Genomic DNA, 24,819 nt, shown 5'->3' with positions numbered 1-24,819 from the left:
GGGATGACGTTGGACTGGGTGCCCGCGACCGACCGGACCGACCTGCTGGCCGAGCCGGTGGCCCTTGCCGTGCAGGGGCTGGCGGGCGTCGAGGTGGCCGAGATCGACCCTGAGCTGGCCGATACGGCGGCGTTCTGCGAGCGCTACGGCGTGACGCTCGACGAGTCGGCCAACTGCGTGGTCGTCGCGGCCAAGCGCGGCGGCGAGACGCGCTACGCGGCGTGCATGGTGCTCGCCACGATGCGGGTCGACGTCAACGGCGTCGTACGCAGGCATCTCGACGCGCGCAAGGCGAGCTTCGCCCCGATGGCGGAGGCGGTCGAGCTCACCGGGATGGAATACGGCGGCATCACCCCGCTCGGCCTGCCCGCCGACTGGCCGATCCTGGTGGACACGAAGGTCGCCGAGCACGACAGGGTAGTGATCGGAAGCGGGGTTCGGCGATCGAAGTTGGCCGTCTCCGGGGCCGCGCTCGCTGGGTTGAAGGGGGCGGAGATCCTCCCGCTGGCGAGCTGAAGCCAAGGGCTGAAGCCGACCAAAGAACTGAAGCCAAAACTGAAGCCAATTCGAGACCGTTGAATGGGAAACCGATGGGCCCCTTCGGGACGTTGTACGAGTGGGAATGTGGCCTCATGGTTCATCTCGTGGGCGGGGATTAAGCCGGTATGGTGCTTCATGCCATGAACGATGACCGACTCGGCCCTTACCGGCTGCTCAGGCGGCTCGGCGAAGGTGGGATGGGCGTTGTCCACCTCGCTGTCGACCCGCAGGGTAGGCAGGTGGCGGTCAAGGTCCTGCGCGCGGAGGTCGCCGGCGACGAGGTCGCCAGGCGGCGTCTGTCGCGTGAAGTCGAGACCATGCGCCGCGCGCGCAGCAAATACATCGCCGAGGTGATCGACGCCGATGTGACGGGTCATCGGCCCTACATCGTCACGCGTTACGTCGCCGGGCGGCCACTCGACGAGATCGTCAAGGACGACGGCCCGCTCGGCCTGCCCGCGCTGGTCAAGATCGCGCACGGGGTCGCGACCGCGCTGGCCGCCGTGCACGCGGTCGGCGTGATCCACCGCGACCTCAAGCCGGGCAACGTACTGATCATCGACGGCGAGCCGGTCCTGATCGACTTCGGCATCGCCCAGGCGGTCGACGCGACCAGGCTGACGCAGACGGGGATGTTCATCGGCACGCCCGGATACCTCGCCCCCGAGATCATCGAGGGGCAGGAGGCCGGGCCCGAGGTCGACATCCACGCCTGGGCGGGCACGCTGCTGTACGCGGGCACCGGCCAGCCGCCCTTCGGCAAGGGCACGCTGGAGATGATCTTCTACAACATCACCGCGGGCAAGGCCGACGTGAGCGCGGCCCCGAAGGAGCTGCAGCCGCTGCTCAAGGCGGCCTTCCAGCGCAACCCCGCCAAGCGGCCCAAGGCGGCCGAGCTGGCCGAGCAGACCGCCAGGATGCTGCCCAAGCCGCCGGGCGGCATGCGCGACGAGATCTCGACCGTGCCGCGGTCCGACCGCTCCAACCCGTCGCTCGAGCTGCCGACGCCGCAGCCGCTGGCCGACAAGCCGTCGTACGACATCTCGACGCCGCCCATGACGCCGCGCCGGCTCGTCGACGGCCAGCAGCCCCCGCACCCGGGCCAGCCGCACCAGGGGCTCGGCCCGAACTGGCAGCCCCAGGGGCGGCCGCCCCAGCCGCCGCCGCAGGAGCAGCAGTACGTCTCGCTGCTCCCCGAGCAGCAGGGCGACCCCTATCCGACCCGCAGGGTGACCCCGGAAGAGCTGCGCAAGATGCAGCGCGAGGCCACCCCGCAGCCGTGGCAGGTCTCCGGGCAGGGCAACAACCAGCAGAGCAACAACCACACACCGTCGCCGGCCGATGCCGACGTGCCCACCCGGCGCGTACGCCCCGACCCGCCCGACGTCCCCACCCGCCGGGTACGCCCCGAGGCGCCCGACTACGGGCGAGGCAACCCGATCCAGCCACCGCCCTACATCCCGGTACAGGGCCAGTTCCCGCCTGATCCGCAGGCGCAGCCCTACCAGCCGCACGAGGCGCAGACCAGGAGAGACGCCTACGGGCAGCAGCCCGACCTGCGGACCAAGCGTGAGCCGTTCATCCCGGCGGCCCGCCCCGGGCAGGCGTTGCAGCGGTCCCGGGCCTACGGCCTGGCGAGCGCGATGCTGCTGATCCTGCTGATCATGGTGGCCGTGGTGGCGCCCGTGCTGGTGGGCCTGCTGGTGATCCCGGTCGTGGTGCTGCTCCGCGCGGCCGACCTGGCCCAGCCGGAGCTCGTCGCGCGCAGGTCCACCGGGTCGGCGGCGCTGGACGTGGTGCGCGTCTTCGCCTTCCCCAAAAAACTGGCCAAGTCGGTGGGGATCACGTTCGCGCTGTTCTTCTACGCCCTTATCCTGGGGCTACCGGTGACGCTGCTGCTCACCGTGTTCGTCAAGATGAACCCCTACAACGCCTTGGCCTGGGGCGCGGCGATCGCCCTGTGGACCGTCTGCGCGGGCCCCGGAGTGGAGGGGCCTGGAAGGCAGATGCGCAGAACCCTCTCATCGCTCGTACCCTCGAGAACAGCGGCGATGGTGATGGTGGGAGTTCTCGCGGCGGGGGCCGCGCTCTCCCTGACCCTCGCTTACAGCTCGTTCGACAACGCGAGGAGGGCCGTATGGGCTCCGCTGAACGTCGGACCTGTGGTGGATCAGCTCAAAGGATTGAGCGGGGGCCCAGGGGGATGACGCCGGGACGGTGGCGATGAGCACGCAGGCGCCGGAACGACTCGGCCCCTACCGGCTGGTCAGGAAGATCGGCGAGGGCGGCATGGGCGTGGTCCACCTGGGCCTCGACACCGAGGGCCGCGAGGTCGCCATCAAGGTCCTGCACCCGCATGTCGCGGCCGACCTGAAGGCCCGTGACCGGCTGACGCGCGAGGTCGAGACCATGCGCCGGGTGCGCAGCCCGCACGTGGCCGAGGTGCTCGACGCCGAGCTCGTCGGCGGCCAGCCGTACGTCGTGACCCGCTTCGCCCCCGGCCGCACCCTCGAGGAGACCGTGCTGGCGGAGGGCGCGCTGGAGGCGCGCGAGGTCATCAGGCTGGCCCAGGGCCTGTGCCAGGCGCTGGTGGCCATCCACGCCGCCGAGGTGATCCACCGCGACTTCAAGCCGTCCAACGTGATGCTGGTCAACGGCGATCCGCTGGTCATCGACTTCGGCATCGCGCACCTGGTCAACGCCACCCGGCTGACCCAGACGGGGATGTTCGTCGGCACGCCCGGCTACCTGGCGCCCGAGATCATCCGCGACTCGGAGATCACCCAGGCGGCCGACGTGCACGCGCTGGCCTCCACGGTGTTCTTCGCCGCGACGGGCGCGCCGCCGTTCGGCACGGGCACGTTCGAGGCGGTCTGCTTCAACATCATGGAAGGGCGCGCGCAGATCGACAAGGCGCCCGCCTGGCTGCGCGGCTGGCTGAGCCGCGCGCTGCGGGTCGAGCCCAGTGCCCGGCCCGGCGCCCAGGAGCTCCTGCGGATGGCCAGGGCGCTGGACCCGTCGGTGACCTCCTTCCACGAGACGTCCGCCGACGGGCCGACCGGCACCAAGCGGATGGGTAACCGGACTCGGGTCATGGAGAACTACTCCGACCTGCTGCCGCCGGTCGCGTACGGCACCCCGGCCGCGCCCGCGCGCGAGGAGAAGCCGCCGCGCGAGGAGCGGCCGCCGCCCTACGTCCCGGCGCCGATGCCGGACCGGCACCCGGCCCCGCGCGTCGACCAGCGGGTCGCGGGCTACCCGGCGCCGCCGACCCGCCCGCCCGCCTACTCGCCGGCCACCCAGGCGGGTCAGCAGCGGCCGGTCGCGCCGCCGCCCCCGTACACGCCGCCGGCCGAGCGCAAGCGCTACCTGGTCGGCAGCCAGTTCGTCGGCCTGCTGCTGCTGGTCACGCTGACCGCGCTGGCCGTCGTGCTGCCCGTCGCGGTGAGCGCGGTGGCCGTCGCGCTGGCGTTGGTGCTGCGGGTGGGCGAATACCTCTTCGGCGACATGGTCAAGCGCAGGCAGGTGCGGGGGAGCAGCGCGGCCGATCCGCTGCTCGTCCTGGTCGGCACGCCGTGGGCGCTGGTCAAGGCCGCGCTCGTGACGCTGGTCCACGTGCCTCTGGCGCTGATGTTCGGCGTCTGTGTCTGGGGCGTGCTGCGCTGGGGCGGCGGGATGAGCGTCAACGCCGCCGCCGCGTACGGCGCGGGCGCCTTCACGGCCGGGCTGTTCGTGCTGCCGGGCGGCGGCGCGCCGCGCAAGGCGGTCACGCGCTCGCTCACCGGCATCCTGCGCACTCCCGGCGCGGCCCTGGTCGCTGCCCTGATCGTCGGTACGGCCGCGATGTTCGCGGTGATGTTCGCGATGGGTCAGGCCCCGACGTGGGCGCCCTGGCGGGCTCCGGAGACCGTGATCAACGAGCTGACCAGCGACGCGCGGCGCAGCACGATGGGCTTGATCACCGGCCTGATCAACGATCTGCTCGACGGCGTGGGGATGGGGTTCCTGTCACCCTGGTCGTAAGTGTCTTGGCCCGCTCCGGGGGGAGAAAAGGGGTATGAGCGAGCGGCTGGGCCCCTATCAGTTACTCTCCCGGCTCGGGGCGGGCGGGTTCGGTGAGGTGCACCTGGCGCTCGACCCCGAGGGTCGTACGGTCGCGGTCAAGGTCCTGCACCCGCACGTGACGGCCGGCAGCGGCGCGCTGACCCGGCTGGCGCGCGAGGTGGAGACGATGCGGTTAGTGGGCGGGCCGCACGTGGCCGAGGTGCTCGACGCCTCGCTCGACGTCGCCAAGCCCTATCTGGTGACCCGTTACATCCAGGGCAGGCCGCTCAGCGCGGTCCCCACGCCGGTGGCCGAGCTCCGGCAGCTGGCCGCCGGACTCGCCGACGCGTTGCTGGCCATGCACGAGGCGGGCGTCGTGCACCGGGATCTGAAGCCGGCCAACGTGATGATGGCCGAAGGCGAGCCGGTGGTCATCGACTTCGGCATCGCCAGCGCGCTCGACTCCCTCTCGGTGACGGCCTCGGGGGCCGTGGTGGGCACGCCCGGCTACCTGGCGCCCGAGGTGCTGGAGGGCAAGGAGTCGGGGATGCCGGCCGATGTGTTCTCGTTCGGGGCCACGCTGGCCTACGCGGCCACGGGACGGCAGCCGTACGGGCAGGGACCGGCCTCGGCGGTCGCCTACCGCGTCGTGCACCACGACGCCGACCTGGAGGGGGTCCCAGACTGGCTGAGCCCGCTGCTGCGCGAGTGCCTGGCCACCGACCCGCTCGCGCGGCCGACGGCCGCGCAGATCTGCGCCAGGCTCGGCGTTGAGGCCGTCCATTACGCCATCCGCCCGCCCGCCACGGCCCTGCGCCCCCGGCCCGGTGAGGCGCACGACCTGGAGACCCGGGAGTGGCGGCCGGGCCAGGAGCGGGGCCGTCCGTCGGTCGAGGAGTCCAGGGCCAGGCATCGAGAGAAGGTACGCAGGCGCTGGCTGATCGGCTCCGGGCTGTTCGTGGCCCTGCTGGCCGCCGCCGCGCGGGAGCCGCTGCCGGAGGTGACGCTGTTCCTGCTGGCCGCGTACGCGCTGGTGGCGGTGGCCGACGCAGGGGTGGCGCTGTTCAGGCGCGGCCGCTTCCGGATGAGCCGGATCATCTTCGATTTCGCCGGGATGCTCGGCGCCGCGGGGCTCTGCCTGGGGCTGAGCGCGGTCTTCAGTACGTTCACGCTCGCACTGTTCGCCGGTACGGCGCTGGTGGTCGGGGTCGTGTTCCTGATGTCGGCCTGAACTCAGGTAACGGAATAAAGTTCGGTAGGGTGGTGGGTGCTTTGTCGTAAGCCTTGCTTGCTTGCGCCTAAGCTACTCATGGGTAACATGGCCGCGAGAGCACCCGCTGTCACGGCCCCCATGGGACACCTGGCAGTCTGTCAGCAAGCATCAGGCGCCGAGCGTCGGCGCACGCGAACACGGGAGGTCGGCCACCGGCCATGAACATCGTCGTCTGCGTGAAGCAGGTCCCCGACACGGCGACCGAGCGCAAGCTCCGGTCCGATGACAAGACGCTCGACCGTGACGCCGTCGACGGCGTGGTGAACGAGCTTGACGAGTATGCGGTCGAGGAGGCCCTGAAGCTCAAGGAAGCCCACGGCGGTGAGGTGACCGTTCTCACCATGGGACCGGGCCGGGCCACCGAGACCATCCGCAAGGCCCTGGCCATGGGCGCGGACAAGGCCGTCCACCTGACGGATGACGCGCTGCACGGCTCCGACGCCCTGTCGACCTCCTATGCGATGGCGCAGGTGCTCAAGAAGATCGGTTTCGACCTGGTCATCCTGGGCTCGGAGTCCACCGACGCGCGTACGGGCGTGCTGGCCGCGATGCTGGCCGAGCGCCTGGGCGCACCCCAGCTCACCCTCGCCAAGAAGGTCGACATCGAGGGCTCCGAGATCGTGATCCAGCGGATCACCGACTACGGGTTCGACAAGGTCGCGGCCCGGTTGCCCGCCGTCGTGTCCGTGGTGGAGAAGATCAACGACCCGCGCTACCCGTCCTTCAAGGGCATCATGGCCGCCAAGAAGAAGCCGGTGGAGACACTGGCCATCGCCGACGCGGAGATCGCGGCCGACCAGGTCGGCCTGGACGCGGCCTGGTCCGAGGTCGTCGAGTTCGCCGCGGCCCCGCCGCGCGCGGCCGGCACGATCGTCAAGGACGAGGGCGACGGAGGCTCGAAGGCCGCCGACTTCCTCGCGTCCAAGAAGTTCATCTGAGCACGGGAGAGACAGCTGATATGTCGGAGATTCTCGTTCTCGTCGAGCACGTCGACGGCGAGGTCAAGAAGGTCACACTCGAACTGCTGACCCTGGCCCGCTCGCTCGGCGCACCGGCCGCCGTCTGGGCCGGACCCGGCATCACCGACGCGGCCAAGGCCAGGCTCGCCGAATACGGTGCCGAGAAGATCTACGTCGCCGGAGCCGACGAGATCGTCGACTACGTCGTCGCCCCCAAGGCCGAGCTGCTCGCCCAGCTGGTGGCCGACAAGTCGCCCGCCGCCGTGCTGGTGGCCGCCACGACCGAGGGCAAGGAGGTCGCCGGCCGGCTCGCGGTCAAGACCGACTCGGGCGTCATCACCGACGCCGTGGGTCTCGGCGAGGGCTTCGTGGCCGACCAGTCCATCTTCGGTGGCGGCGTCAACGTCCGCTCGAAGGTGCGCAAGGGCACGCCGATCGTCGCCGTACGCCCCAACTCGACGGCCCCCGAGGCCGCCGCGGGCGCGGGCACCGAGGAGCAGGTGTCGGTCACGCTGTCCGAGTCCGCCAAGGCCGCCCGTGTCCTGGAGCGCGTGAAGCAGGAGAAGGGCGCGCGCCCCGAGCTGACCGAGGCCGCGATCGTGGTCTCCGGCGGTCGTGGTGTCGGCTCGGCCGAGAACTTCTCGGTCATCGAGGGCCTGGCCGACGCCCTGGGCGCGGCCGTGGGCGCCTCGCGCGCCGCCACGGACGCGGGCTGGTACCCCCACCAGTTCCAGGTGGGCCAGACGGGCAAGACGGTGTCGCCGCAGCTGTACATCGCGGCCGGCATCTCCGGCGCGATCCAGCACCGGGCCGGGATGCAGACCGCGAAGACCATCGTCGCGATCAACAAGGACCCGGAGGCGCCGATCTTCGAGCTCGCCGACTACGGCGTCGTGGGCGACCTGCACCAGGTGGTGCCGCAGCTCACCGAAGAGGTCACCAAGCGCAAGTAGCGCGTACCGGGGACGGCACCGCCATCGCGGCCGTCCCCGGTCACTGGTCGATGACGGGGAGCAGGACCCGGAAGGCCGCTCCCGACCTCATGAAGTACCGGTGGTCGCACCCTTCTTGACCTGTCAGTCCTCATCCAGGGCGTACCTCAGGTAGAAGTCCGGCTTGGCGAGGAAACGTCGCCAGTCATCGACCAGTCGAAGGTTCTCCCATTCGGTGGTGCGGATGCCGTGCCCGCCCAGTTCGATGATCTGGGCACCGGGCAGACTGGTGAGAAGCGGTGAATGGGTGGCGCAGACGATTTGCCCGTCCTCGCGAGCGACGCGGTTCATGAGGCCGATCAGGCGCACACACGAGTGGAACGACAGCGCCGCTTCGGGCTCGTCCATCAGGTAAAGCCCTGGCCCTGACACCATGCGTTCGAGAACCGTGAAGAAGCCCTCGCCATGGGATTGCTCCGTGAGGTCGTCCTCCCAGAAGCCGTGCATGCCGGACACGTTCTGCCCCAGGTTGAAGAGCGTTTCTGCGCGGAAGAAGAACCCGCGCCGCTCCGGGCTACACGGGTCCGGACGGCACACATCGCGCGTCCCGAACGCCGTTCCCAGCTCGCTCGCGATCTGGGCGGACGCCTCTCCCGTGAGAATATCCGGCAGAGATGTTCGCTTGACGTTGACGCCCTGTGCCGGTTGCAGATGAAGCTGTCGGTGTCTGCGTGTTGTTGTCGGTGCTCGTGTCAGTGTTCAGCGCGAGATGTCGGATTCCGCCTTCGGCTCCTGGTCCCTGCCGCCCTTTATGGCGGCTTCACGCGCGGTGGCCGATCATGGAGCGATGGCGGGAAACAGGTTGCTCAGGCTCGCTCCAGTCTTCGGAGCCGCTGTCGTCGCCATCTACCTGATCGGCTACGCGCAGACGCGGTTCGTCACTGTCCCGACCACGTTCCTCCCAGGCGAGGACGACACCGCGTTCCTGGACATCGTCACGGAGATCGTGGCGGGACCTATCGCGTTCGCCTGCGTGTTCTTCACGCTAGCCGGGGTCGCTTTCTGGCGCCTGGCCGCGGCCCGGCCCACCGCCCGCGTGCTGCTCGTGGCGGGCCTGCTGACGCCGCCCTACCTGCTCGGCCTGTTTATCGTGGGCTACGTCAGCCCGGCGAACACCCTGATCTATCTCGAACCCGATGCCTACACAGGCCGTCAGGTCGACCGCGAGGCGTTCAATCTCGGCTGGAGTCCTCCCGCGCTCACCGCGGTTCTGGTGGCGGCGGCGATCGCACAGGTCTGGGGCGTGCTGCGGCTGGCCCGCGGCCTGAAAGTGACACCCTCGCCGCGCGTGGCCCGCTTACTGTTCCTGCAGCCGGTCTGGTATGCCGTCTACCTCGCGGTGTGCTCGTTCGATATCTGGTTCACCTCGGTCACGGCACGTCCCGCGACACCGGACGAAGTGGCCTGGGGCGGCATGCCGGAGGGCCTGGTGCGGGACGCGTGGAGTATGCTCGCGGCCGTCGCGATCGCCATGGCGGTCGTGAGTACGGCGATGGCCGCCATGGGCGTGGCGGCCCGGCGCGGCAGCGTGCGGGTGCGGGTGCTGGCGGGCATGGTGACCCCGTGCAACATGCTGGGGCTGACGGTTCTCGCAACTGCGGGCCCGCTCGGGCCGATCGGGCCGTATCCGGGAGTGGCGGCCGAGATCCGGCCTGTCTGGCACGTCCCCTTGCTCGCCACGCTCGCCGGCGGCGCCATGATCTCCTACCTGTACGCAGTGAGGCGCTCCGTGACGAGCACGCAGAGCCTCTCGGCCCCGGTAGGCTGATCCAACTAATCCGGACGTTCGACCCCATCAGTGACAGAAAGACCTGAACAACTTCCCTCGAAACCGTCCAGGCCAGGGTGCCGTGCCACAGGTCAGCACGTGCCCCTTCCGCCAACTTCACCTGGAAGGGACACCCTGGTCGAGGGCATCTTCGAGTGATGCGCCTGCGGACAGGAGCGGGCTCCTGGTAACTGAGGTGTTGTCTACGCAACTCGGCGGCCAGGAGCACGTGGTTGTCTGTTTACACGCCCGCGAACTTCCAGCTCACGCCTCGGCGAGCGCCGCCCGGATCCGCTCCGCGAGCTCCCGGGCCTGGCCGGACGACCAGGGGATCAGCCCGTTCTCCGACATGAGCGCGTAATACTGCTGCTCCTCGTAGGGGGTGCCGGGTGGCAGCGGGGCCACGTGCCAGTGCAGGTGCGCGTTGCCCTGCCGGCTGCCGAGCGTGAGCAGGTACGTGCGTTCGGACGGCACCACCGCCTCGACGGCCAGCGCCACCCGCCGCAGGACCCGCATGAGATCGAGGTAGTCGTCCTCGTCGAGATCGCGGACCGCGTGCTCGACGTGGGCCTTCGGGCACACCAGTACATAGCCGGGCATCGTCGGGTAGCGGGCCAGGAACGCCAGGTGGCGCTCGTCCTCGTAGACGATCTCCTCCAGGTCGTACGCCGGGTCACCGGCCACGATCGCGCAGATGAAGCACGGCCCGCTCCTCACGCGAGCGACGTAGGCCGGTATGTCGAACGGGACATTCCTCTCAGCGCCCATGCCGCGATCATGCCACCCAGCAGGGCCACGCCGTGGAGGTCGGCGAGGGCGGCGAGCATGACGCCGACGGCCACGAGGGCGACGGGGAAGACCCACCGGGGCAGCCGCTCGTGGCGGACCACCAGCTGGAACCCGGCCGCGGTGAGAGCGATCGTCACCACCCAGCTCCAGATGCCGCCGGAGGGCGCGAGGGCGGACGCGCCCAGCATCACCGCGTAGAAGGCGCCCACGGAGCGCTCCAGCGACCCCTCGCAGGCGAGAGCCAGACCCGCCGCCAGGCCGCACAGGGCGATCGAGTTCCCGGCTCCCGGGTCGTTGAACAGGTATCCGGCCGCCTGCCCGGCCACGGCGCCCGCGGCGTACAGGATGAGCCAGCGGGCGGGCCCGAGCGAGCGCTCGGCGAGGTAGCCGAGCACCGCCAGGAACCCCAGGTTGAACAGTGTGCCGAACACCCCGCTGTCCTGGACGACCAGGGAGGTCGCCAGCCGCCACCATTCCCCGGCACGGATGGCCGCCGGGTCGCGCATGAGTGCGGGCTCCAGGCGGGGGAGGAAGAACTGGAGGACACTCGGCACGGCGGTCACGACGAAGACCGAGGCGGTGGCGAACGGTTTGACCATGGGTTCAGACTCGCACTGCTCTGCGGATCGGGGCAGTGCAGAATGTAAGCCACTGAACCAGGACAAATGTCACGGGGTCAGACGGTGGCGAGTTCGGGCTCCCTGACGGCCGGACCGGCAGTGACCGCCGCGGGCTCCTCGCGCGGCAGGAAGCGGGCCGCCACCGCGATGGCCACGCCCAGCACCACCGCGATCCCGAGCGCCACGCGTAGCGACGTGGCGTCCGTCAGGAAGCCGATCACCACCGGGCCGAGCAGCAGTCCCGCGTAGCCCATGGCCCCCGCCTGGGCGATCGCCGGACCGGGGGTGTCGGTGGCGGTTCCGGCCAGCGAGAGCGTCATCGGCGAGATCGTCGCCACGCCGAGGCCGACGAAGAACATCGCCAGCACCGCCACCAGCGGCGCGGGCGCGGCCAGGACGACGGTGAAGAACCCCGCCGTGGCCACGCCGGAGGCCGTCATGATGCCGCGTACCCCGAACCGGGTCCGCAGCCGGTCGCCGGTGAGCCGGGCGACCAGCATGCCCACCTCGAAGACCGGGTAGCCGAGCGCGGCCAGCGCCTCCGGCGCGCCGAGGGTGTCGCGCATGAACAGCCCGTTCCAGTCGGCGACCGTGCCCTCCACCATGAACGCGAAGAACATCAGAGCGCCGAGCAGGTAGACGATCGGGGGCAGGCGGCGGCCGGCCTTGGCGGCGGTCGACTCGGCCGGGGCCTCGGGCAGGTACGTACGGCCCAGCAGGACCGTCACCGGCAACGAGACCAGGCCGACCAGCGCCACGTTCGCGGTGAACGACAGTCCCAGGGCGATCGACAGGCTGCCCAGAGCGCCCGCCGAGATCGCGCCCACGCACCAGCCCGCGTGCATGCCGTTCAGCAGCGGGCGCCCATAGGCCCGCTCGACCGTGGAGCCCTGGGCGTTCATCGCGATGTCCACCATGCCGAACGCCATGCCGAAGAACGCGGCCGCGGCCAGCAGCAGCGGGAGGTTCGGCGCGAAGGCCACGCCCACCAGGCCGAGCGCCGTCAGCGGGCCGCCGATCCGCAGGACGGTCTTGCTGCCCGCCCGGCTCATCACCCGGCGCATGGACTGCATGGTGATCAGCGCGCCCACACCCCACGCCAGCAGGATCAGGCCGACCGCCGACTCGGACAGGCCGAGCTTGTCGGTCAACGCCGGGATGCGCACGGTCATCGTGCCCACCAGGAGCCCGGCCAGGACGAAAGTAAGAACCGCCCCGAAACGGGCGATCCTCAAGTCGCGGATCATTGGTACATACCTCGCAAATCACTCATTAACTGGCATGCGGCGCGGCCCGGAGCTCATAGTGCGAGCGCGGGCGGCGAAGAAGGGGTGGTGGAAGGGGGGAAGTTAGGGTTTGAGGAGGGCGCGACAGCGAGCCTCCAGGGCGCGCAGGTCGCTCTCGGCGTGGAGGTCGGGATCGTGGCTCGCCACGTCCCACAGTCCCTCGCACGCCAGCCGGACGATCTGGGACGCCACCCGGTCGGGCTCGTCGTCCAGCCCCTCGCGGTGCCAGCGGGCCATGGCCTCGCGGATCGGCGCGAGCAGGAACAGGTTGCCCGACGCCCCCGTGACCACGGCCCATCGTCGCAGCCGGTTGGAGCGCACGGCCTCAAGCGTCGCCGCGAGGTAGCGCTCGGTGTAGGTGGGGTCGCCCTGGGCGGCCATCAGCTCGTCGAAGTCGTCGATCAGCCGCTCCACCATGCCCTTGATCAGGGCTTCCTTGGAGGAGAAGTGATAGAGGAGGCCGCCCTTGCTCACGCCGGCCCGATCGGCCACCGCGGACAGGGTCAGCGCGGTCGAGCCCTGGTCGCAGAGGAGATCCTCTGCCGCGTCCAGTAGCTCGTCCCTTCTCATGCCTCTACTGTACCGTCCGGACGGTACAGTGGCAAAGGGGATACGATTTCCTGGTGAGCAGACCGTCGGCCTACCTTGATCACGCGGCGACCACGCCCATGCTTCCCGAGGCGATCGAGGCCATGAAGGAGCAACTCCGCCTGGTCGGCAACGCGTCCTCGCTGCACGCGACCGGCCGCCGAGTGCGCAGAGTGGTCGAGGAGTCGCGCGAGACCATCGCCGACACGCTGGGCGCCAGGCCGAGCGAAGTGGTGTTCACCTCCGGCGGCACCGAGGCCGACAACCTCGCCGTCAAGGGCCTCTACTGGGCGCGCCGGCCGAGGAAGCGGGTGCTGGTCAGCTCGGTCGAGCACCACGCCACCCTCGATCCGGCCCACTGGCTGGCCGACAGCCAGGGCGCGCTCGTCGAGCTGCTGGAGGTCGACGAGCTCGGCCGGGTGCATCCCGACACGCTGCGCGCCGCCATCGCCCGCGACCCCGACGACGTCGCCATGATCAGCGTCATGTGGGCCAACAACGAGGTGGGCACGGTCCAGCCGGTGCACGTGCTGGCCGCCATCGCCCACGACAGCGGCATCCCCTTCCACACCGACGCCGTGCAGGCGGTCGGGCAGCTGCCGGTGTCGTTCGCCGACTCCGGCGCCGACGCGCTGACGGTGACGGGCCACAAGGTCGGCGGCCCGATGGGCGTCGGCGCGCTGCTGCTGGCGCGCGGAATGACTCCGGTCTCGGTCATGCACGGCGGTGGCCAGGAGCGGGACGTACGCTCAGGCACGCTCGACGCGCCCGCCATCGCCGGCCTCGCCACCGCCATCCGGGTCGCGGTCAACGAACAGGAGTCGCTGAGCCGCCGCCTGACCGCGCTGCGGGACGAGCTCATCCAGCGCGTACGGCAGGCGGTCCCCGACGTGCTGCTCAACGGCGACCCGACGGACCGGCTACCGGGAAACGCCCATTTCTCCTTCCCCGGCTGCGAAGGCGACGCCCTGCTCATGCTGCTCGACGCCAAGGGCGTGGAGTGCTCGACCGGGTCCGCCTGCTCGGCCGGGGTGGCCCAGCCCTCCCACGTACTCCTGGCGATGGGCGCCGACTCGGCGGCGGCCAGGGGCTCGCTCAGGTTCTCCCTCGGCCACACCTCGACCCACGACGACGTCGACCGGCTGATCGAGGTGCTCCCGGCGGCGGTCGAACGCGCCCGCCGCGCCGGCCTGAGCTAGTTGATGAAGGGCTAGTTGATGAAGGCCACCACCGCGCTCCACGCGGGGTCGGTGGCCACGTCGACCCGTGGCTCGCCTTCCTCCCAGCCCACGATCAGCTCCTTGGCGTGGATCGCCGCGTCGCCGGTCGGGTCGGCGTAGATGTGGATGACCCGGTGGCTCTCCGCGCTCAGGTGCGCCACCAGCACGGCGTCGTCGTGGAGCTTGAGCAGCCGCGCCGCCAGCCGTTCCTCGAAGTCGCGCAGCGCCGTCAGCGACTCCCCGACGGGCAGCCCGTTCTCGTCGCGGTGCGCGTACGGGAGCGTGATCGCGATGTGCTGGTCGAAGAGCGGATAGTCGACCGGCCGCAGCGGATAGCGGGCGGTGGCGACCAGCGGCGCGCCGGCCGCCGTCTGGCCCTCCAGCAGCGCCCACTGCTCCTGTTCGTAGCCGGAGGCCAGGTCGGCCACCACGGCGGGCAGGTGTACGGCGGCGACCGAGTCGATCGGCTGGAACGTCGCCGGAGTGATCTCGCCCACCCAGCGGGCCACGTCGTCCTCGCCGAGCAGCCAGTCGAGGGCCAGCAGCGTGGTCTCCAGCCGGGTGTCCTCGTCGAGCTGGCCGAAGATCGGGTGGTAGGCGGCCACGTCCACGCGCGGCGAGTTGGGCGGCACCCGCAACCCCAGCATCAGCTTGTCGAAGGCGAACTCGAAGCCGCCCACGTCGATCGTGAGCTCCAGCGCCTGCGGGTTGACCTGGCGCGACGGATGGAACTCCCACAGCAGGTCGGCGGGCGGCGCCCCCTTGACCAGGCGGTGCGCCAGCGAGCGCAGCTCGGCGTCGCCGGCGGCGGTCACGACCAGCGCGTGCGCCGCGTTCCTGCCGGGAGCCACCTCCCAGACCAGGCCGGGATGCACCGCGGCCACGGCCGGGGCGATCGTCTCCCACAGCAGCTCGGCGTCACCGGAGGCCACCAGCGAGTCGAGCTGCGGCCTGGTCTCCTCCCACCACGCCCAGAACGGCGCGATGCCGTCACTCGGCTCGATGGGCTCTTCGTCGTCGTCCTTGCGCCCGAACAGTCGCATGGCCTGAATACTCCCAGACGCGGAGCCCGGTTGTGCAGATGGCCGAGCACGCTTGGCGGGACAGTACGCTGGAATGGTCATGGGATTGCGTGTGCTTGCCGCCATGTCGGGCGGCGTCGACTCCGCCGTGGCCGCCGCCCGGATCGCCGAGGCCGGTCACGACGTCACTGGTGTGCATCTGGCCTTGTCGGCCAACCCCCAATCCCACCGTACGGGGGCCAGGGGCTGCTGTACGGTCGAGGACTCCCGCGACGCGCGGCGCGCGGCCGACGTGATCGGCATCCCGTTCTACATCTGGGACATGGCCGAGCGCTTCCAGCGCGACGTGGTTGAGGACTTCGTGGCCGAATACGCGGCGGGCCGCACGCCCAACCCGTGCCTGCGGTGCAACGAGAAGATCAAGTTCTCGGCGGTGCTCGACCGGGCGCTCGCGCTGGGCTTCGACGCGGTCGCCACCGGCCACCACGCCAGGCTGGTCGACGGCGTGCTGTCGAGGAGCGCCGACCAGGGCAAGGACCAGTCCTACGTGCTGGGCGTGCTCACCCGCGAGCAGCTCGGCCACGCGATCTTCCCGCTGGGCGACTCGACCAAGGCCGAGGTACGCGAGGAGGCCGCCAGGCGCGGCCTGACGGTCGCCGACAAGCCCGACAGCCACGACATCTGCTTCATCGCCGACGGCGACACCCGCGGCTTCCTGGCCAAGCGGCTCGGCTCGGCCGAAGGGCCGATCGTCGACCAGGAGGGCGAGGTCGTCGGCAACCACCACGGCGCCCACGGCTTCACGATCGGCCAGCGCAAGGGCCTGCGCATCGACCGGCCCGCCGCCGACGGCAGGCCGCGCTACGTGCTGTCGATCGAGCCCGTGTCCAACACGGTCACGGTGGGGCCGCGTTCGGCGCTGGAGGTCACCTCGATCACCTGCGCCCGGCCGGTCTGGAACGGGCCGACGGCCGCGCCGGGCGAGCTGAGGGTGCAGCTGCGGGCCCATGGCGAGGTCTACGGGTGCCACTTCGAGGAGGCCGGCGACGGGCTGCGCATCACGCTCGACCGCCCCGCCACAGGGGTCGCGGCGGGGCAGGCGGCGGTGCTCTATTCGGGCGAGACCGTGATCGGCTCGGCCACCATCGCCTCAGCTGGCTGATCTCAGGGAAGGTCGACCGACTCGCCGACCTTGAGCCGCCGCATGTCGGCGTGCTGCTTGTCGGACTCCAGCTTCAGGTAGTTGTCGACCAGGCTGAGGCCGATGTCGTTGAGCAGCCCGTCATGCGTGGAGAACGCCCTGGCCGGACGGATCGTCCGCAGGTAGTCGACCGTCTCCAGGAGCTTCAGCCAAGGGGCGTTCGTCGGCACCAGGAGGGTGGGCACCTCGACGCCCGGCACGGTCAGCGCGTCACCGGGGTAGAAGATCTCGTCGTCGAGCATGAAGCCGACATTCTGCGCGATCGGCACGTCGGGGTGGTTCTTGGCATGCCACTCGCCGAACACCTTCACGTCGAACCCCGCCGCGGTGAAGTCGTCGCCATGCCGTACGACCTGCACCTTCCCCGGAACCTCCGTCAACAGGGCGGCGACCGCCTCGCAGGTCCAGATCTCCAGGTCGGAAGAGGCGGCCTTGAGCCGCTCGACGTCGACGTGGTCCATGTGCTCGTGGGTGATGAGCACCGCGTCGGCGCCATCGAGGACGGGGCCCTCGGTGAAGGCGCCAGGGTCGACAACGAGGACGTTGCCGTCCTTCTCCAGCCGTACGCACGCGTGGCCGTATTTGGTCAGCTTCATGTTCGAGAGCCTACGCTTGGCCCCATGTCGATGTTCGAAGCCACCGGGGTTGGGTCGCATCCGGGTGAGGATCATTTCGAGGCCCTCCGAGTGGTTTTCGGTGAGTTGCCCGGCCTGCCATACCTGCCTGAGTTGCCGGGCCGCGGCGTGGGTGCCGACCTGGTGGGGCGGACGGCGGCGCTGCTCGTGGACCTGCCGGTGGAGGTGCAGCCGTCGGGCTGGCGGCTGTCCGACCGGCCCGGACGCGACCACCATCGGGCGGTCGACCATCTCAGACGCGATCTCGACGGCCTGGAGGAGGTCGGACACGACTACGCGGGGCCGCTTAAGCTGCAGGTCTGCGGGCCGTGGACGCTGGCGGGCGCCATCGAGCTCAAGTACGGCGACAAGATGCTCGCCGACGCCGGAGCCGTACGCGACCTGACCGCCTCGCTCGCTCAGGGCGTCGCCGACCACGTCGCGGAGGTGCGGCGGCGGCTGCCCGGCGTCACCGAGATCGTCCTGCAACTCGACGAGCCCGGCCTGCCCGGCGTGCTCGCGGGCACCGTGCCGACCGCCTCGGGCTTCGGGCGGCTGGCGGCCGTGGAGGGCTCGCGGGTGGCGGAGTCGATGCGCCTGTTCGGCGACCCGATCGTGCACTGCTGCGCGCCGTCGGTGCCGCTCCGCCTCCTCCGTACGGCCGGCGTCCGCGGCGTCTCGGTGGACGCCTCCCTGCTCAGCCGCAGGGACGACGACGCGGTGGGAGAGGCGCTGGAGGCGGGGCTGCTGCTGTTCCTCGGGGTGGTGCCGGGGACCGACACCCGGTTGCCCGATACCGGCGTCGTCGCCAGGCCGGCGGTGGATCTGTGGCGGCGGCTCGGGTTCCCGCCCGACAAGCTGGCCGGGCAGGTCGTGCTGACCCCGGCCTGCGGGCTCGCCGGAGCCTCTCCCCGCTACGCGCGGGCCGCCCTGGCCGCCTGCCGCAAGGGGGCCCAGGTGCTGCGCGACGATCCGGCAAGCGGGCTGCAAGCCGGGTGAGTAGCCTCGCTTTCATGATTTTTCGCACCGTGGCGGTCGGCGTCACGCTCCTGATCGCCTCCGCGTCGATCGCCGCTCCGGCCGCGGCGGCCGCCAACCCGGAGATCTGGAACTGGGGCTCCATCTACTCCGCAGACAAGGCGGGCAAGGCCAAGGGCAAGGTCGTCCTCGACCGGCCGGGGTTCGTGGTGAGCGGCAAGCTCTACGACTTCCCCGGGCGGAGCGGGTGCTCGTGGCTGAAGTTCCGGTGGGTCAAGGATGACGGCGGCAGGGGCGCCAAGACGTTCCGCAATTGCTCGGGGACCAAGCCGCTGAAGTTCTCCTTCCCGACCGGTTACATGCTCTCGATCGAGGGCCGGGTCTGCCGCGGCACGGCCGTGAAGGTCACCGGCAAGTGCTCGGGGTGGGACGGCGTCTGGGCCCAGGGCGGCTGACCTCCGCCTCGGGCGTTGTGGAAGGTGCCCGTTGTCGGCGCTCGGCGATAGCGTTTGCCTAGGGTGTTGGACGGAAGGAGACCCTGGTGAGCGAGCCAAGCGTCGATGGCGTGCCCGTGGCCGCGCGTGAGCGGCACGCCGAGGTGAGCGAGCTGGTCGAGGAAGCCCGCTATCGCTATTACGTGCTCGACCGGCCCACGGTCAGCGACGCTCAGTTCGATGAGTGGTTCAACGAACTGCTCGCGCTGGAGGCGGCGCATCCGGGTCTTCAGACGCCCGACTCGCCGACGCAGAAGGTCGGCGCGCCGGTGGCCGGCGACTTCGCCAAGGTCGACCACCTGGCGCCGATGGAGAGCCTCGACAACGCCTTCGACCCGGCCGGGATGGCCGCCTGGCAGGCGCGGGCCGAGCGGCTGGCCGAGGGCGAGCCAGGACCGTACCTCTGCGAGCTCAAGATCGACGGGCTGGCCATCGCGCTGGTCTACCGCGACGGGCGGCTGGAGCGTGGCGCGACCAGGGGTGACGGCCGGACGGGCGACGACGTGACGCCCAACGTCCGCACCATCGAGGGCGTGCCCCACCGGCTCAAGGGAGCCGACGTCCCCAGCCTGATCGAGGTCCGGGGCGAGGTCTACATGCCGGTCGCGGAGTTCGGGCGGCTCAACGAGCAGCTGGTCGCGCAGGGGGTCGCCCCCTTCGCCAACCCGCGCAACGCCTCGGCCGGCTCGCTACGCCAGAAGGATCCGCGGATCACCGCTCAGCGTCCGCTACGCATGATCGTGCACGGTGTCGGCGTCTGGGAGGGCGCGGCCGAGCCCAAGGCGCAGTCGGAGGTCTACGAGCGGCTGCGGGAGTTCGGTCTGCCGGTCAGCGACCTCTACCAGGTGGTCGGCGGCCCCGCCGAGGTCGACGCCTTCATCGAGCACTACCGGGTGCACCGCCACGACCCGCCCTACGAGATCGACGGCGTCGTGGTCAAGGTCGACGACTTCCGTACCCAGCGCGAGCTCGGCTCCACCTCGCGGGCGCCGCGCTGGGCGATCGCCTTCAAATACCCGCCAGAAGAGGTCAATACCAAGCTGCTCGACATTCAGGCGAGCGTCGGCCGTACAGGCCGCGTCACGCCGTTCGGTGTGATGGAGCCGATCAGCGTCGCCGGTTCCACGGTGGAGCGCGCCACGCTGCACAACGCCGCGGTGGTGGCCGCCAAGGGCGTGCTCATCGGCGACACCGTCGTGCTGCGCAAGGCGGGCGACGTCATCCCCGAGATCCTCAGCCCGGTCACCGAACTGCGTGACGGGTCCGAGCGCCCGTTCGTCATGCCGACCCACTGCCCCGAGTGCGGCACGGAGCTGGCCTACGAGCAGGAGGGCGACGCCGACCTGCGCTGCCCCAACGCCCGCGGCTGCCCCGGGCAGATCCGCGAGCGGCTGTTCTTCGCGGCCCGGCGCGAGGCGTTCGACATCGACGGGCTCGGCTACGTCGCGGCGACCGCCCTCAGCCAGCCGCTGCCGCCGCAGGAACCGGTCGTGCGCACCGAGGCCGATCTGTTCGACCTGACGCTGGAGCAGCTGATCCCGATCAGGTCCGTGGTCCGCGACAAGGACAGCCGCCTGCCCAAGGTCGATCCGAAGACGGGCGAGCAGAAGGTCGTCTCGTTCTTCTCCAACATCAACGGCGAGCCCAGCCAGAACGCCCACAAGCTCATCGAGGAGTTGGCGCGGGCCAAGCAGGCGCCGCTGGCCAATGTCCTGGTCGCGCTGTCGATCCGCCATGTCGGGCCGCCCACGGCCCGCGACCTGGCCGTCGCCCTGCGCTCGATCGACGCCGTCATGGCGGCCTCGGAGGAGGAGCTGGCGGCCGTCAAGGGCATCGGGCCGCGGGTGGCCGCCACGATCCGCGCCTGGTTCGAGGTCGACTGGCATCGCGAGATCATCACCCGCTGGCGGGCCGCGGGCGTCCGCATGGAGGACGAGCCCGCTCCCGAGAAGGGGCCGCAGACACTCGAGGGACTGACCTTCGTGGTGACGGGCACGCTGCCGGGCTTCACCCGCGACTCCGCCGCCGAGGCGCTCAGCGATCGGGGCGGCAAGGTCGCGAGCTCGGTATCGAAGAAGACCTCGTTCCTGGTGGCGGGCGACAACGCCGGGTCCAAGTACGACAAGGCGGTCAGCCTGGGCGTGCCGATCCTCGACGGCGAAGGCTTCGGGGTGCTTCTCGCCGATGGGCCGGAGGCGGCTTCGCGGGTGGCCGTCACTCCCCAGCCGTAGTGGCCGCTACCCCCCAGCCGTAGTGGCTGTCACTTCCCAGCCGTAGATCATATACGCGCTGTTGATGGCGAGTATACTAAGAGTGATTTCGGGGTATATGTCCGAAGGATAAGTGACGGAACGTACGCGGTTGGTTTCGCGAAGTGGGGTGAAGGTCGTACCCTCCCATAGTGACCTAATGGGGGTTCTGTTACTGATGGCTGACCCAACCGACACCCGCGACACAGGGCCACGCGCCGGGACGCCTCTGTGGGCGTTCCTCGTTGGCATCACCGTGATCGGCTCCACCGCGCTGGCCGTGGCCATGCTCAGACTCGACCCGGCCGGCCTGGCGGAGCTCGCCCGTACGCCCTTGTTCTGGGTGCTGACCGCGCTCGTGGTGCTGGGCGAGCTCAGGCCCGTCATGGTGTCCTCGGCGACCGCCGTCGGCGGCACGTACCCCTCCACCATGTTCACCTTCGCCGTGCTCCTGCACTTCGGCCTGCCCGTGGCGGTGCTGATGCAGGCGGTGGCCGTGGTCATGAACGGCATCGTCACCCGCAAGGCGTGGCATCGGGTGATGTTCAACATCGCCCAGTCGACGCTCGCGCTGACCTCCGCCGCCGTCGTGCTCGGCCTGTTCGGCATCGTGCCGAGCCCGGCCGCGCCGTGGGTGCCCAGGGGCGCCGACCTGCTGGCGATCTTCCTGGCCGGCATCGCCTACTTCACCGTCAGGGCCGCGCTGGTGAGCGGCGCGGTGGCGCTGCACGAGCGCCGGTCGATCACCCGCGTACTGAAGGCCAGTCTCGGCCCGCAGAGCCTCGTGTACGCCGCGCTGCTCGGCCTGGCGCCCCTGGTCGTCGTCGTGATGACCCATTCGCCCACTCTCGTACCGCTGTTCGTGGCGCCCCTGGCGGCGGTCTACTTCACCGCCACCCTGTCGATGCGCCGCGACCACCAGGCCATGCACGACGAGCTGACCGGCCTGCCCAACCGCAAGATGCTGATCGTGAGCACCGAGGAGGCGCTCGCCGAGGCCCGCCAGGACGAGCGGGTCGGCCTGTTCCTGCTCGACCTCGACCGGTTCAAAGAGGTCAACGACACGATGGGCCACCCGGTCGGTGACCGGCTGCTGCAGATGGTCGCCCACCGGCTCACCCATTCCGTACGCCCCGGCGACGTCGTGGCCAGGCTGGGCGGTGACGAGTTCGCCGTACTCCTGCCCTCGATCAGGGACGCCCACGCGGCCCGCGAGGTGGCCGCCCGGCTGCGCGCGGCGCTCACCGAGCCGGTACGCCTGGAGGGCATGTCGTTCGACCTGGACGGCTCGGTCGGCATCGCGCTCTACCCCGACCACGCCCCCGACTTCGAGCTGCTGCTCCAGCGCGCCGACGTGGCCATGTACCTCGCCAAAGAGGGACGCACCGGCGTGGAGCTCTACCAGCCCGACAAGGACCGCAACTCGCCCGAACGGCTCAACCTCCTCGGCGACCTGCGGCGTGCCGTGGACAACCGCGAGCTCAGGTTGCACTACCAGCCCAAGGTCGGCATGGCCACCGGTGCCGTACACGGCATGGAGGCCCTGCTGCGCTGGCACCACCCGGTGCATGGCCAGATCCCGCCGTCGGAGTTCATCCCGCTGGCCGAGCAGTCCTACCTCATGCGCCAGCTCACCGAATACGTCATCGAGGCGGCCCTGGAACAGGCCGCCCGCTGGTGGCACAGCGGCCTGCGGGTGCAGGTCTCGGTCAACATCTCCGCCCGCGACCTGCTCGACTCGGCCCTGCCCGAGCAGCTGGAGGCGGGGCTGGCCAAGCTTCGGCTGCCGCCGTCGGCGATCCAGCTGGAGGTCACCGAGCGCATCCTGATGGGCGACCAGGCCTACACGCACGAGACGATCAAGGCGCTGGCCGTGCTCGGCGTGCCGCTGTCCCTCGACGACTTCGGCACCGGCTACTCCTCGCTGATCAGGCTGCAGCGGCTGGCGGTGTCGGAGGTCAAGATCGACGCGTCGTTCGTACGGCGCATCGCCGAGTCCGACGACGACTACCGGATCGTGCGCTCCATCGTCGACCTGGTCCGCTCGCTCGGCCTGAGCTCGGTCGCCGAGGGCGTCGAATCCGACGACGTGGCCATCCGGCTCACCGAGATGGGCTGCGACATGGGCCAGGGCTGGCTGTTCCACAAGCCCATGCCGCCCGCCGAGGCCACGGTCTGGCTGCGCGAACACATCGAGACCCAGCCGGAGATCGAGTACGGCTACCGCTCCGGGGTCACCCAGACCGCGTGACGCCAGGTACGGCGCGCCGCAGCTGTCGCGGGCGAGAAACCCCTGTGGCGAGGGTTAACGGTTCGGTCCCGCTGCGTCAAGGCCCCTAGGATGACAGTGTCCCAACTCCATCCACGAAACGGGTTACACGACTCATGTCCGCCATAACCCGCGACGAGGTCGCACACCTGGCCCGGTTGTCCAGGCTGGCCCTCACCGACGACGAACTCGACCACTACGCCACGCAGCTCGATGCCATCATCGAGTCGGTCGCGAAGGTGGCAGAGGTCGCCGCCGAGGACGTTCCGCCTTCGTCGCACGCGCTTCCGCTGACCAATGTCTTCCGCGCCGACGAGGTGCGACAGTCTCTGACGCCCGAGCAAGCGCTGTCAGGCGCGCCGGCTGTCGAGGACGACCGCTTCCGGGTGCCGCGCATCCTTGGGGAGGAGGCATGAGCCTGATCCACAAGACCGCCGCCGAGCTGGGCGCGCTGATCGCCGGTGGCGAGGTCTCGGCCGTCGAGGTGGCCGAGGCGCATCTCGACCGCATGGCCGAGGTCGAGCCCAAGGTCAACGCCTTCCTGCACGTCGATCGCGAGACCACCGTCGAGCAGGCCAGGGCCGTCGACGCCCGGCTGGGCGCCGGTGAGCGGCTCGGCCCGCTGGCCGGGGTGCCGATCGCGCACAAGGACATCTTCGCCACCGCCGACATGCCGACGACGGCCGCGTCCAAGATCCTCGAAGGCTGGCGCCCGCCGTACGACGCGACCGTCACGAGCCGCCTGCGCGCGGCCGGCCTGGTCATCCTCGGCAAGACGAACCTCGACGAGTTCGCCATGGGCTCCTCCACGGAGAACTCCGCCTACGGCCCCACGCGCAACCCGTGGGACCTGTCCAGGATTCCTGGCGGGTCGTCCGGTGGTTCCAGCGCCGCCGTCGCCGCGTACGAGGCGCCGCTGTCCACCGGCACCGACACCGGCGGCTCGATCCGGCAGCCCGCGTCCGTGACCGGGATCGTGGGCATGAAGCCGACCTACGGCGGTTCGTCGCGTTACGGCCTGATCGCGTTCGCCAGCTCACTCGACACACCGGGCCCGTTCGCCCGCAACGTGCTCGACGCGGCGCTGCTGCACGAGGCGTTCTCCGGGCACGACCCGATGGACTCCACCTCGATCGACGCGCCCGTGCCGTCCGTGGTCGAGGCCGCCCGGCAGGCCGACATCTCCGGCATGCGCATCGGCGTGGTCAAGGAGTTCGGCGGCGACGGCTACCAGCCCGGCGTGCTGGCCCGCTTCCACGAGGCCGTCGAGCTGCTCGAATCGCTCGGCGCCAAGGTCGTCGAGGTCTCCTGCCCGTCGTTCTCGACCGCGCTGCCCGCCTACTACCTGATCGCGCCGTCGGAGTGCTCCTCCAACCTGGCGCGCTTCGACGCCATGCGCTACGGCCTGCGCGTCGGCGACGACGGCACCCGCAGCGCCGAGGAGGTCATGGCGCTGACCAGGGCCGCCGGCTTCGGGCCTGAGGTCAAGCGGCGCATCATGCTCGGCACCTACGCGCTGTCGAGCGGCTACTACGACGCCTACTACGGCCAGGCGCAGAAGGTCCGCACGGTCATCTCACGCGAGTTCGAGGCCGCCTACCACCAGGTGGACGTGCTGGTGTCGCCGACGACGCCGACGACGGCGTTCCCGATCGGCGAGCGCGCCGACGACCCGATGGCCATGTACCTCGCCGACCTGTGCACGATCCCGTCCAACCTGTCGGGCAACGCGGCCATCTCGGTACCGTGCGGCCTGGCCGACGAGGACGCGCTGCCGGTCGGCCTGCAGATCATGGCCCCGGTGCTGGGCGACGACCGCTGCTACCGGGTCGGTGCCGCGGTCGAGCAGGCCCTGGAAAGTCGCTGGGGCGGCAGCCTGCTGTCCAAGGCTCCGGCGCTGTAGGGAAACGTTG

The 24,819-nt window shown here is 70.5% G+C and carries 22 protein-coding genes; 15 read left to right on the top strand and 7 right to left on the bottom strand.

From position 1 onward, the window contains the following. Positions 1-3 precede the first annotated feature (3 nt). From AB0L53_RS20160 to AB0L53_RS20135, 6 genes are all read left to right on the top strand, one after another. Complete coding sequence (locus AB0L53_RS20160; protein WP_358539287.1) at positions 4-516, top strand: YbaK/EbsC family protein; 513 nt, start codon at positions 4-6, stop codon at positions 514-516. A gap of 164 nt (positions 517-680) precedes the next feature. After that, the gene (locus tag AB0L53_RS20155; protein ID WP_363995702.1) at positions 681-2,747 is read left to right on the top strand and encodes a protein kinase; all 2,067 of its coding nucleotides are present in this window, start codon (positions 681-683) and stop codon (positions 2,745-2,747) included. 16 nt (positions 2,748-2,763) lie between these two features. After that, positions 2,764-4,563 (top strand): serine/threonine-protein kinase, encoded by a 1,800-nt coding sequence (locus AB0L53_RS20150; RefSeq protein ID WP_363995699.1) that lies wholly within the window; start codon positions 2,764-2,766, stop codon positions 4,561-4,563. Between the two features lie 34 nt (positions 4,564-4,597). Continuing rightward, the gene (locus AB0L53_RS20145; RefSeq protein ID WP_363995696.1) at positions 4,598-5,815 is read left to right on the top strand and encodes a serine/threonine-protein kinase; all 1,218 of its coding nucleotides are present in this window, start codon (positions 4,598-4,600) and stop codon (positions 5,813-5,815) included. A 200-nt stretch (positions 5,816-6,015) separates the two neighbouring features. Further along, positions 6,016-6,795: an electron transfer flavoprotein subunit beta/FixA family protein gene (locus AB0L53_RS20140; protein WP_363995693.1), complete on the top strand. Its 780-nt coding sequence runs from the start codon at positions 6,016-6,018 to the stop codon at positions 6,793-6,795. 20 nt (positions 6,796-6,815) lie between these two features. Further along, the gene (locus AB0L53_RS20135) at positions 6,816-7,769 is read left to right on the top strand and encodes an electron transfer flavoprotein subunit alpha/FixB family protein (protein ID WP_363995691.1); all 954 of its coding nucleotides are present in this window, start codon (positions 6,816-6,818) and stop codon (positions 7,767-7,769) included. A gap of 123 nt (positions 7,770-7,892) precedes the next feature. Here the strand turns inward: AB0L53_RS20135 and AB0L53_RS20130 are convergent, their stop codons facing one another. Beyond that, positions 7,893-8,255 (bottom strand): AAA family ATPase, encoded by a 363-nt coding sequence (locus tag AB0L53_RS20130; RefSeq protein WP_358429343.1) that lies wholly within the window; start codon positions 8,253-8,255, stop codon positions 7,893-7,895. A gap of 340 nt (positions 8,256-8,595) precedes the next feature. Between AB0L53_RS20130 and AB0L53_RS20125 the strand changes: the two genes are divergently transcribed. Further along, entirely contained in the window at positions 8,596-9,576 is a 981-nt protein-coding gene (locus AB0L53_RS20125) for a hypothetical protein (RefSeq protein ID WP_358429056.1), read from the top strand. 264 nt (positions 9,577-9,840) lie between these two features. Here AB0L53_RS20125 and AB0L53_RS20120 read toward each other — a convergent pair whose 3' ends face one another. From AB0L53_RS20120 to AB0L53_RS20105, 4 genes are all read right to left on the bottom strand, one after another. Beyond that, positions 9,841-10,293, bottom strand: a complete 453-nt coding sequence (locus AB0L53_RS20120; RefSeq protein ID WP_363995687.1) for an HIT family protein — start codon at positions 10,291-10,293, stop codon at positions 9,841-9,843. Next, the gene (locus AB0L53_RS20115; protein ID WP_363995684.1) at positions 10,290-10,964 is read right to left on the bottom strand and encodes a rhomboid family intramembrane serine protease; all 675 of its coding nucleotides are present in this window, start codon (positions 10,962-10,964) and stop codon (positions 10,290-10,292) included. Before AB0L53_RS20115 ends, AB0L53_RS20120 begins: the two co-directional genes overlap by 4 nt. Before the next feature lie 77 nt (positions 10,965-11,041). Continuing rightward, positions 11,042-12,232 carry an MFS transporter gene (locus AB0L53_RS20110; protein WP_363995681.1) on the bottom strand — a complete coding sequence of 397 codons (1,191 nt, stop codon included), beginning with the start codon at positions 12,230-12,232 and terminating at the stop codon, positions 11,042-11,044. A 102-nt stretch (positions 12,233-12,334) separates the two neighbouring features. Next, positions 12,335-12,841 (bottom strand): TetR/AcrR family transcriptional regulator, encoded by a 507-nt coding sequence (locus AB0L53_RS20105; RefSeq protein WP_358429048.1) that lies wholly within the window; start codon positions 12,839-12,841, stop codon positions 12,335-12,337. Between the two features lie 53 nt (positions 12,842-12,894). Here AB0L53_RS20105 and AB0L53_RS20100 point away from each other — a divergent pair, with 53 nt between their 5' ends. Continuing rightward, a complete protein-coding gene (locus tag AB0L53_RS20100; RefSeq protein WP_363995678.1) occupies positions 12,895-14,058 on the top strand; it encodes a cysteine desulfurase family protein in 1,164 nt (387 codons plus the stop codon). A gap of 11 nt (positions 14,059-14,069) precedes the next feature. Here the strand turns inward: AB0L53_RS20100 and AB0L53_RS20095 are convergent, their stop codons facing one another. Then, positions 14,070-15,122, bottom strand: coding sequence for a DUF695 domain-containing protein (locus AB0L53_RS20095; RefSeq protein ID WP_363995675.1), 1,053 nt, complete (start codon positions 15,120-15,122; stop codon positions 14,070-14,072). Positions 15,123-15,201: 79 nt separating this feature from the next. On the opposite strand from AB0L53_RS20095, the gene mnmA reads away from it, so the two are divergent. After that, positions 15,202-16,263: a tRNA 2-thiouridine(34) synthase MnmA gene (mnmA, locus tag AB0L53_RS20090; RefSeq protein WP_363995672.1), complete on the top strand. Its 1,062-nt coding sequence runs from the start codon at positions 15,202-15,204 to the stop codon at positions 16,261-16,263. Between the two features lie 2 nt (positions 16,264-16,265). Here mnmA and AB0L53_RS20085 read toward each other — a convergent pair whose 3' ends face one another. After that, complete coding sequence (locus tag AB0L53_RS20085; protein ID WP_363995669.1) at positions 16,266-16,898, bottom strand: MBL fold metallo-hydrolase; 633 nt, start codon at positions 16,896-16,898, stop codon at positions 16,266-16,268. Positions 16,899-16,922: 24 nt separating this feature from the next. Here AB0L53_RS20085 and AB0L53_RS20080 point away from each other — a divergent pair, with 24 nt between their 5' ends. The 6 genes from AB0L53_RS20080 (at position 16,923) to gatA (ending at position 24,809) form a co-directional block, all read left to right on the top strand. Further along, a complete protein-coding gene (locus AB0L53_RS20080; protein WP_363995666.1) occupies positions 16,923-17,915 on the top strand; it encodes a methionine synthase in 993 nt (330 codons plus the stop codon). Positions 17,916-17,929: 14 nt separating this feature from the next. Continuing rightward, positions 17,930-18,349, top strand: coding sequence for a hypothetical protein (locus AB0L53_RS20075; RefSeq protein WP_363995663.1), 420 nt, complete (start codon positions 17,930-17,932; stop codon positions 18,347-18,349). 83 nt (positions 18,350-18,432) lie between these two features. Continuing rightward, the gene (gene ligA, locus AB0L53_RS20070; RefSeq protein WP_363996248.1) at positions 18,433-20,619 is read left to right on the top strand and encodes an NAD-dependent DNA ligase LigA; all 2,187 of its coding nucleotides are present in this window, start codon (positions 18,433-18,435) and stop codon (positions 20,617-20,619) included. Between the two features lie 196 nt (positions 20,620-20,815). After that, a complete protein-coding gene (locus tag AB0L53_RS20065; protein WP_357950155.1) occupies positions 20,816-22,888 on the top strand; it encodes an EAL domain-containing protein in 2,073 nt (690 codons plus the stop codon). A 134-nt stretch (positions 22,889-23,022) separates the two neighbouring features. Next, positions 23,023-23,322, top strand: coding sequence for an Asp-tRNA(Asn)/Glu-tRNA(Gln) amidotransferase subunit GatC (gatC, locus tag AB0L53_RS20060; protein WP_101787882.1), 300 nt, complete (start codon positions 23,023-23,025; stop codon positions 23,320-23,322). Then, positions 23,319-24,809 carry an Asp-tRNA(Asn)/Glu-tRNA(Gln) amidotransferase subunit GatA gene (gene gatA / locus AB0L53_RS20055; RefSeq protein ID WP_363995659.1) on the top strand — a complete coding sequence of 497 codons (1,491 nt, stop codon included), beginning with the start codon at positions 23,319-23,321 and terminating at the stop codon, positions 24,807-24,809. Before gatC ends, gatA begins: the two co-directional genes overlap by 4 nt. Positions 24,810-24,819: the final 10 nt, after the last annotated feature.

The sequence above is a fragment of the Nonomuraea sp. NPDC052129 genome, assembly GCF_040680095.1.
GTDB lineage: Bacteria > Actinomycetota > Actinomycetes > Streptosporangiales > Streptosporangiaceae > Nonomuraea.
Note: the sequence above shows the minus strand (reverse complement) of the source record. Positions and strands in the feature narration are given on the sequence as shown.

Excerpts from the sequence above, each read along its gene's own strand:
- AB0L53_RS20130 (WP_358429343.1), bottom strand. The coding sequence starts at position 8,255 with ATGCACGGCTTCTGGGAGGACGACCTCACGGAGCAATCCCATGGCGAG.
- AB0L53_RS20125 (WP_358429056.1), top strand. The coding sequence starts at position 8,596 with ATGGCGGGAAACAGGTTGCTCAGGCTCGCTCCAGTCTTCGGAGCCGCT.
- gatC (WP_101787882.1), top strand. The coding sequence starts at position 23,023 with ATGTCCGCCATAACCCGCGACGAGGTCGCACACCTGGCCCGGTTGTCC.
- AB0L53_RS20095 (WP_363995675.1), bottom strand. The coding sequence starts at position 15,122 with ATGCGACTGTTCGGGCGCAAGGACGACGACGAAGAGCCCATCGAGCCG.
- AB0L53_RS20085 (WP_363995669.1), bottom strand. The coding sequence starts at position 16,898 with ATGAAGCTGACCAAATACGGCCACGCGTGCGTACGGCTGGAGAAGGAC.
- AB0L53_RS20110 (WP_363995681.1), bottom strand. The coding sequence starts at position 12,232 with ATGATCCGCGACTTGAGGATCGCCCGTTTCGGGGCGGTTCTTACTTTC.
- AB0L53_RS20145 (WP_363995696.1), top strand. The coding sequence starts at position 4,598 with ATGAGCGAGCGGCTGGGCCCCTATCAGTTACTCTCCCGGCTCGGGGCG.
- AB0L53_RS20135 (WP_363995691.1), top strand. The coding sequence starts at position 6,816 with ATGTCGGAGATTCTCGTTCTCGTCGAGCACGTCGACGGCGAGGTCAAG.
- AB0L53_RS20065 (WP_357950155.1), top strand. The coding sequence starts at position 20,816 with ATGGCTGACCCAACCGACACCCGCGACACAGGGCCACGCGCCGGGACG.
- AB0L53_RS20105 (WP_358429048.1), bottom strand. The coding sequence starts at position 12,841 with ATGAGAAGGGACGAGCTACTGGACGCGGCAGAGGATCTCCTCTGCGAC.
- AB0L53_RS20140 (WP_363995693.1), top strand. The coding sequence starts at position 6,016 with ATGAACATCGTCGTCTGCGTGAAGCAGGTCCCCGACACGGCGACCGAG.
- AB0L53_RS20155 (WP_363995702.1), top strand. The coding sequence starts at position 681 with ATGAACGATGACCGACTCGGCCCTTACCGGCTGCTCAGGCGGCTCGGC.
- AB0L53_RS20115 (WP_363995684.1), bottom strand. The coding sequence starts at position 10,964 with ATGGTCAAACCGTTCGCCACCGCCTCGGTCTTCGTCGTGACCGCCGTG.
- AB0L53_RS20080 (WP_363995666.1), top strand. The coding sequence starts at position 16,923 with ATGTCGATGTTCGAAGCCACCGGGGTTGGGTCGCATCCGGGTGAGGAT.
- AB0L53_RS20150 (WP_363995699.1), top strand. The coding sequence starts at position 2,764 with ATGAGCACGCAGGCGCCGGAACGACTCGGCCCCTACCGGCTGGTCAGG.
- mnmA (WP_363995672.1), top strand. The coding sequence starts at position 15,202 with ATGGGATTGCGTGTGCTTGCCGCCATGTCGGGCGGCGTCGACTCCGCC.
- AB0L53_RS20075 (WP_363995663.1), top strand. The coding sequence starts at position 17,930 with ATGATTTTTCGCACCGTGGCGGTCGGCGTCACGCTCCTGATCGCCTCC.
- AB0L53_RS20160 (WP_358539287.1), top strand. The coding sequence starts at position 4 with ATGACGTTGGACTGGGTGCCCGCGACCGACCGGACCGACCTGCTGGCC.
- gatA (WP_363995659.1), top strand. The coding sequence starts at position 23,319 with ATGAGCCTGATCCACAAGACCGCCGCCGAGCTGGGCGCGCTGATCGCC.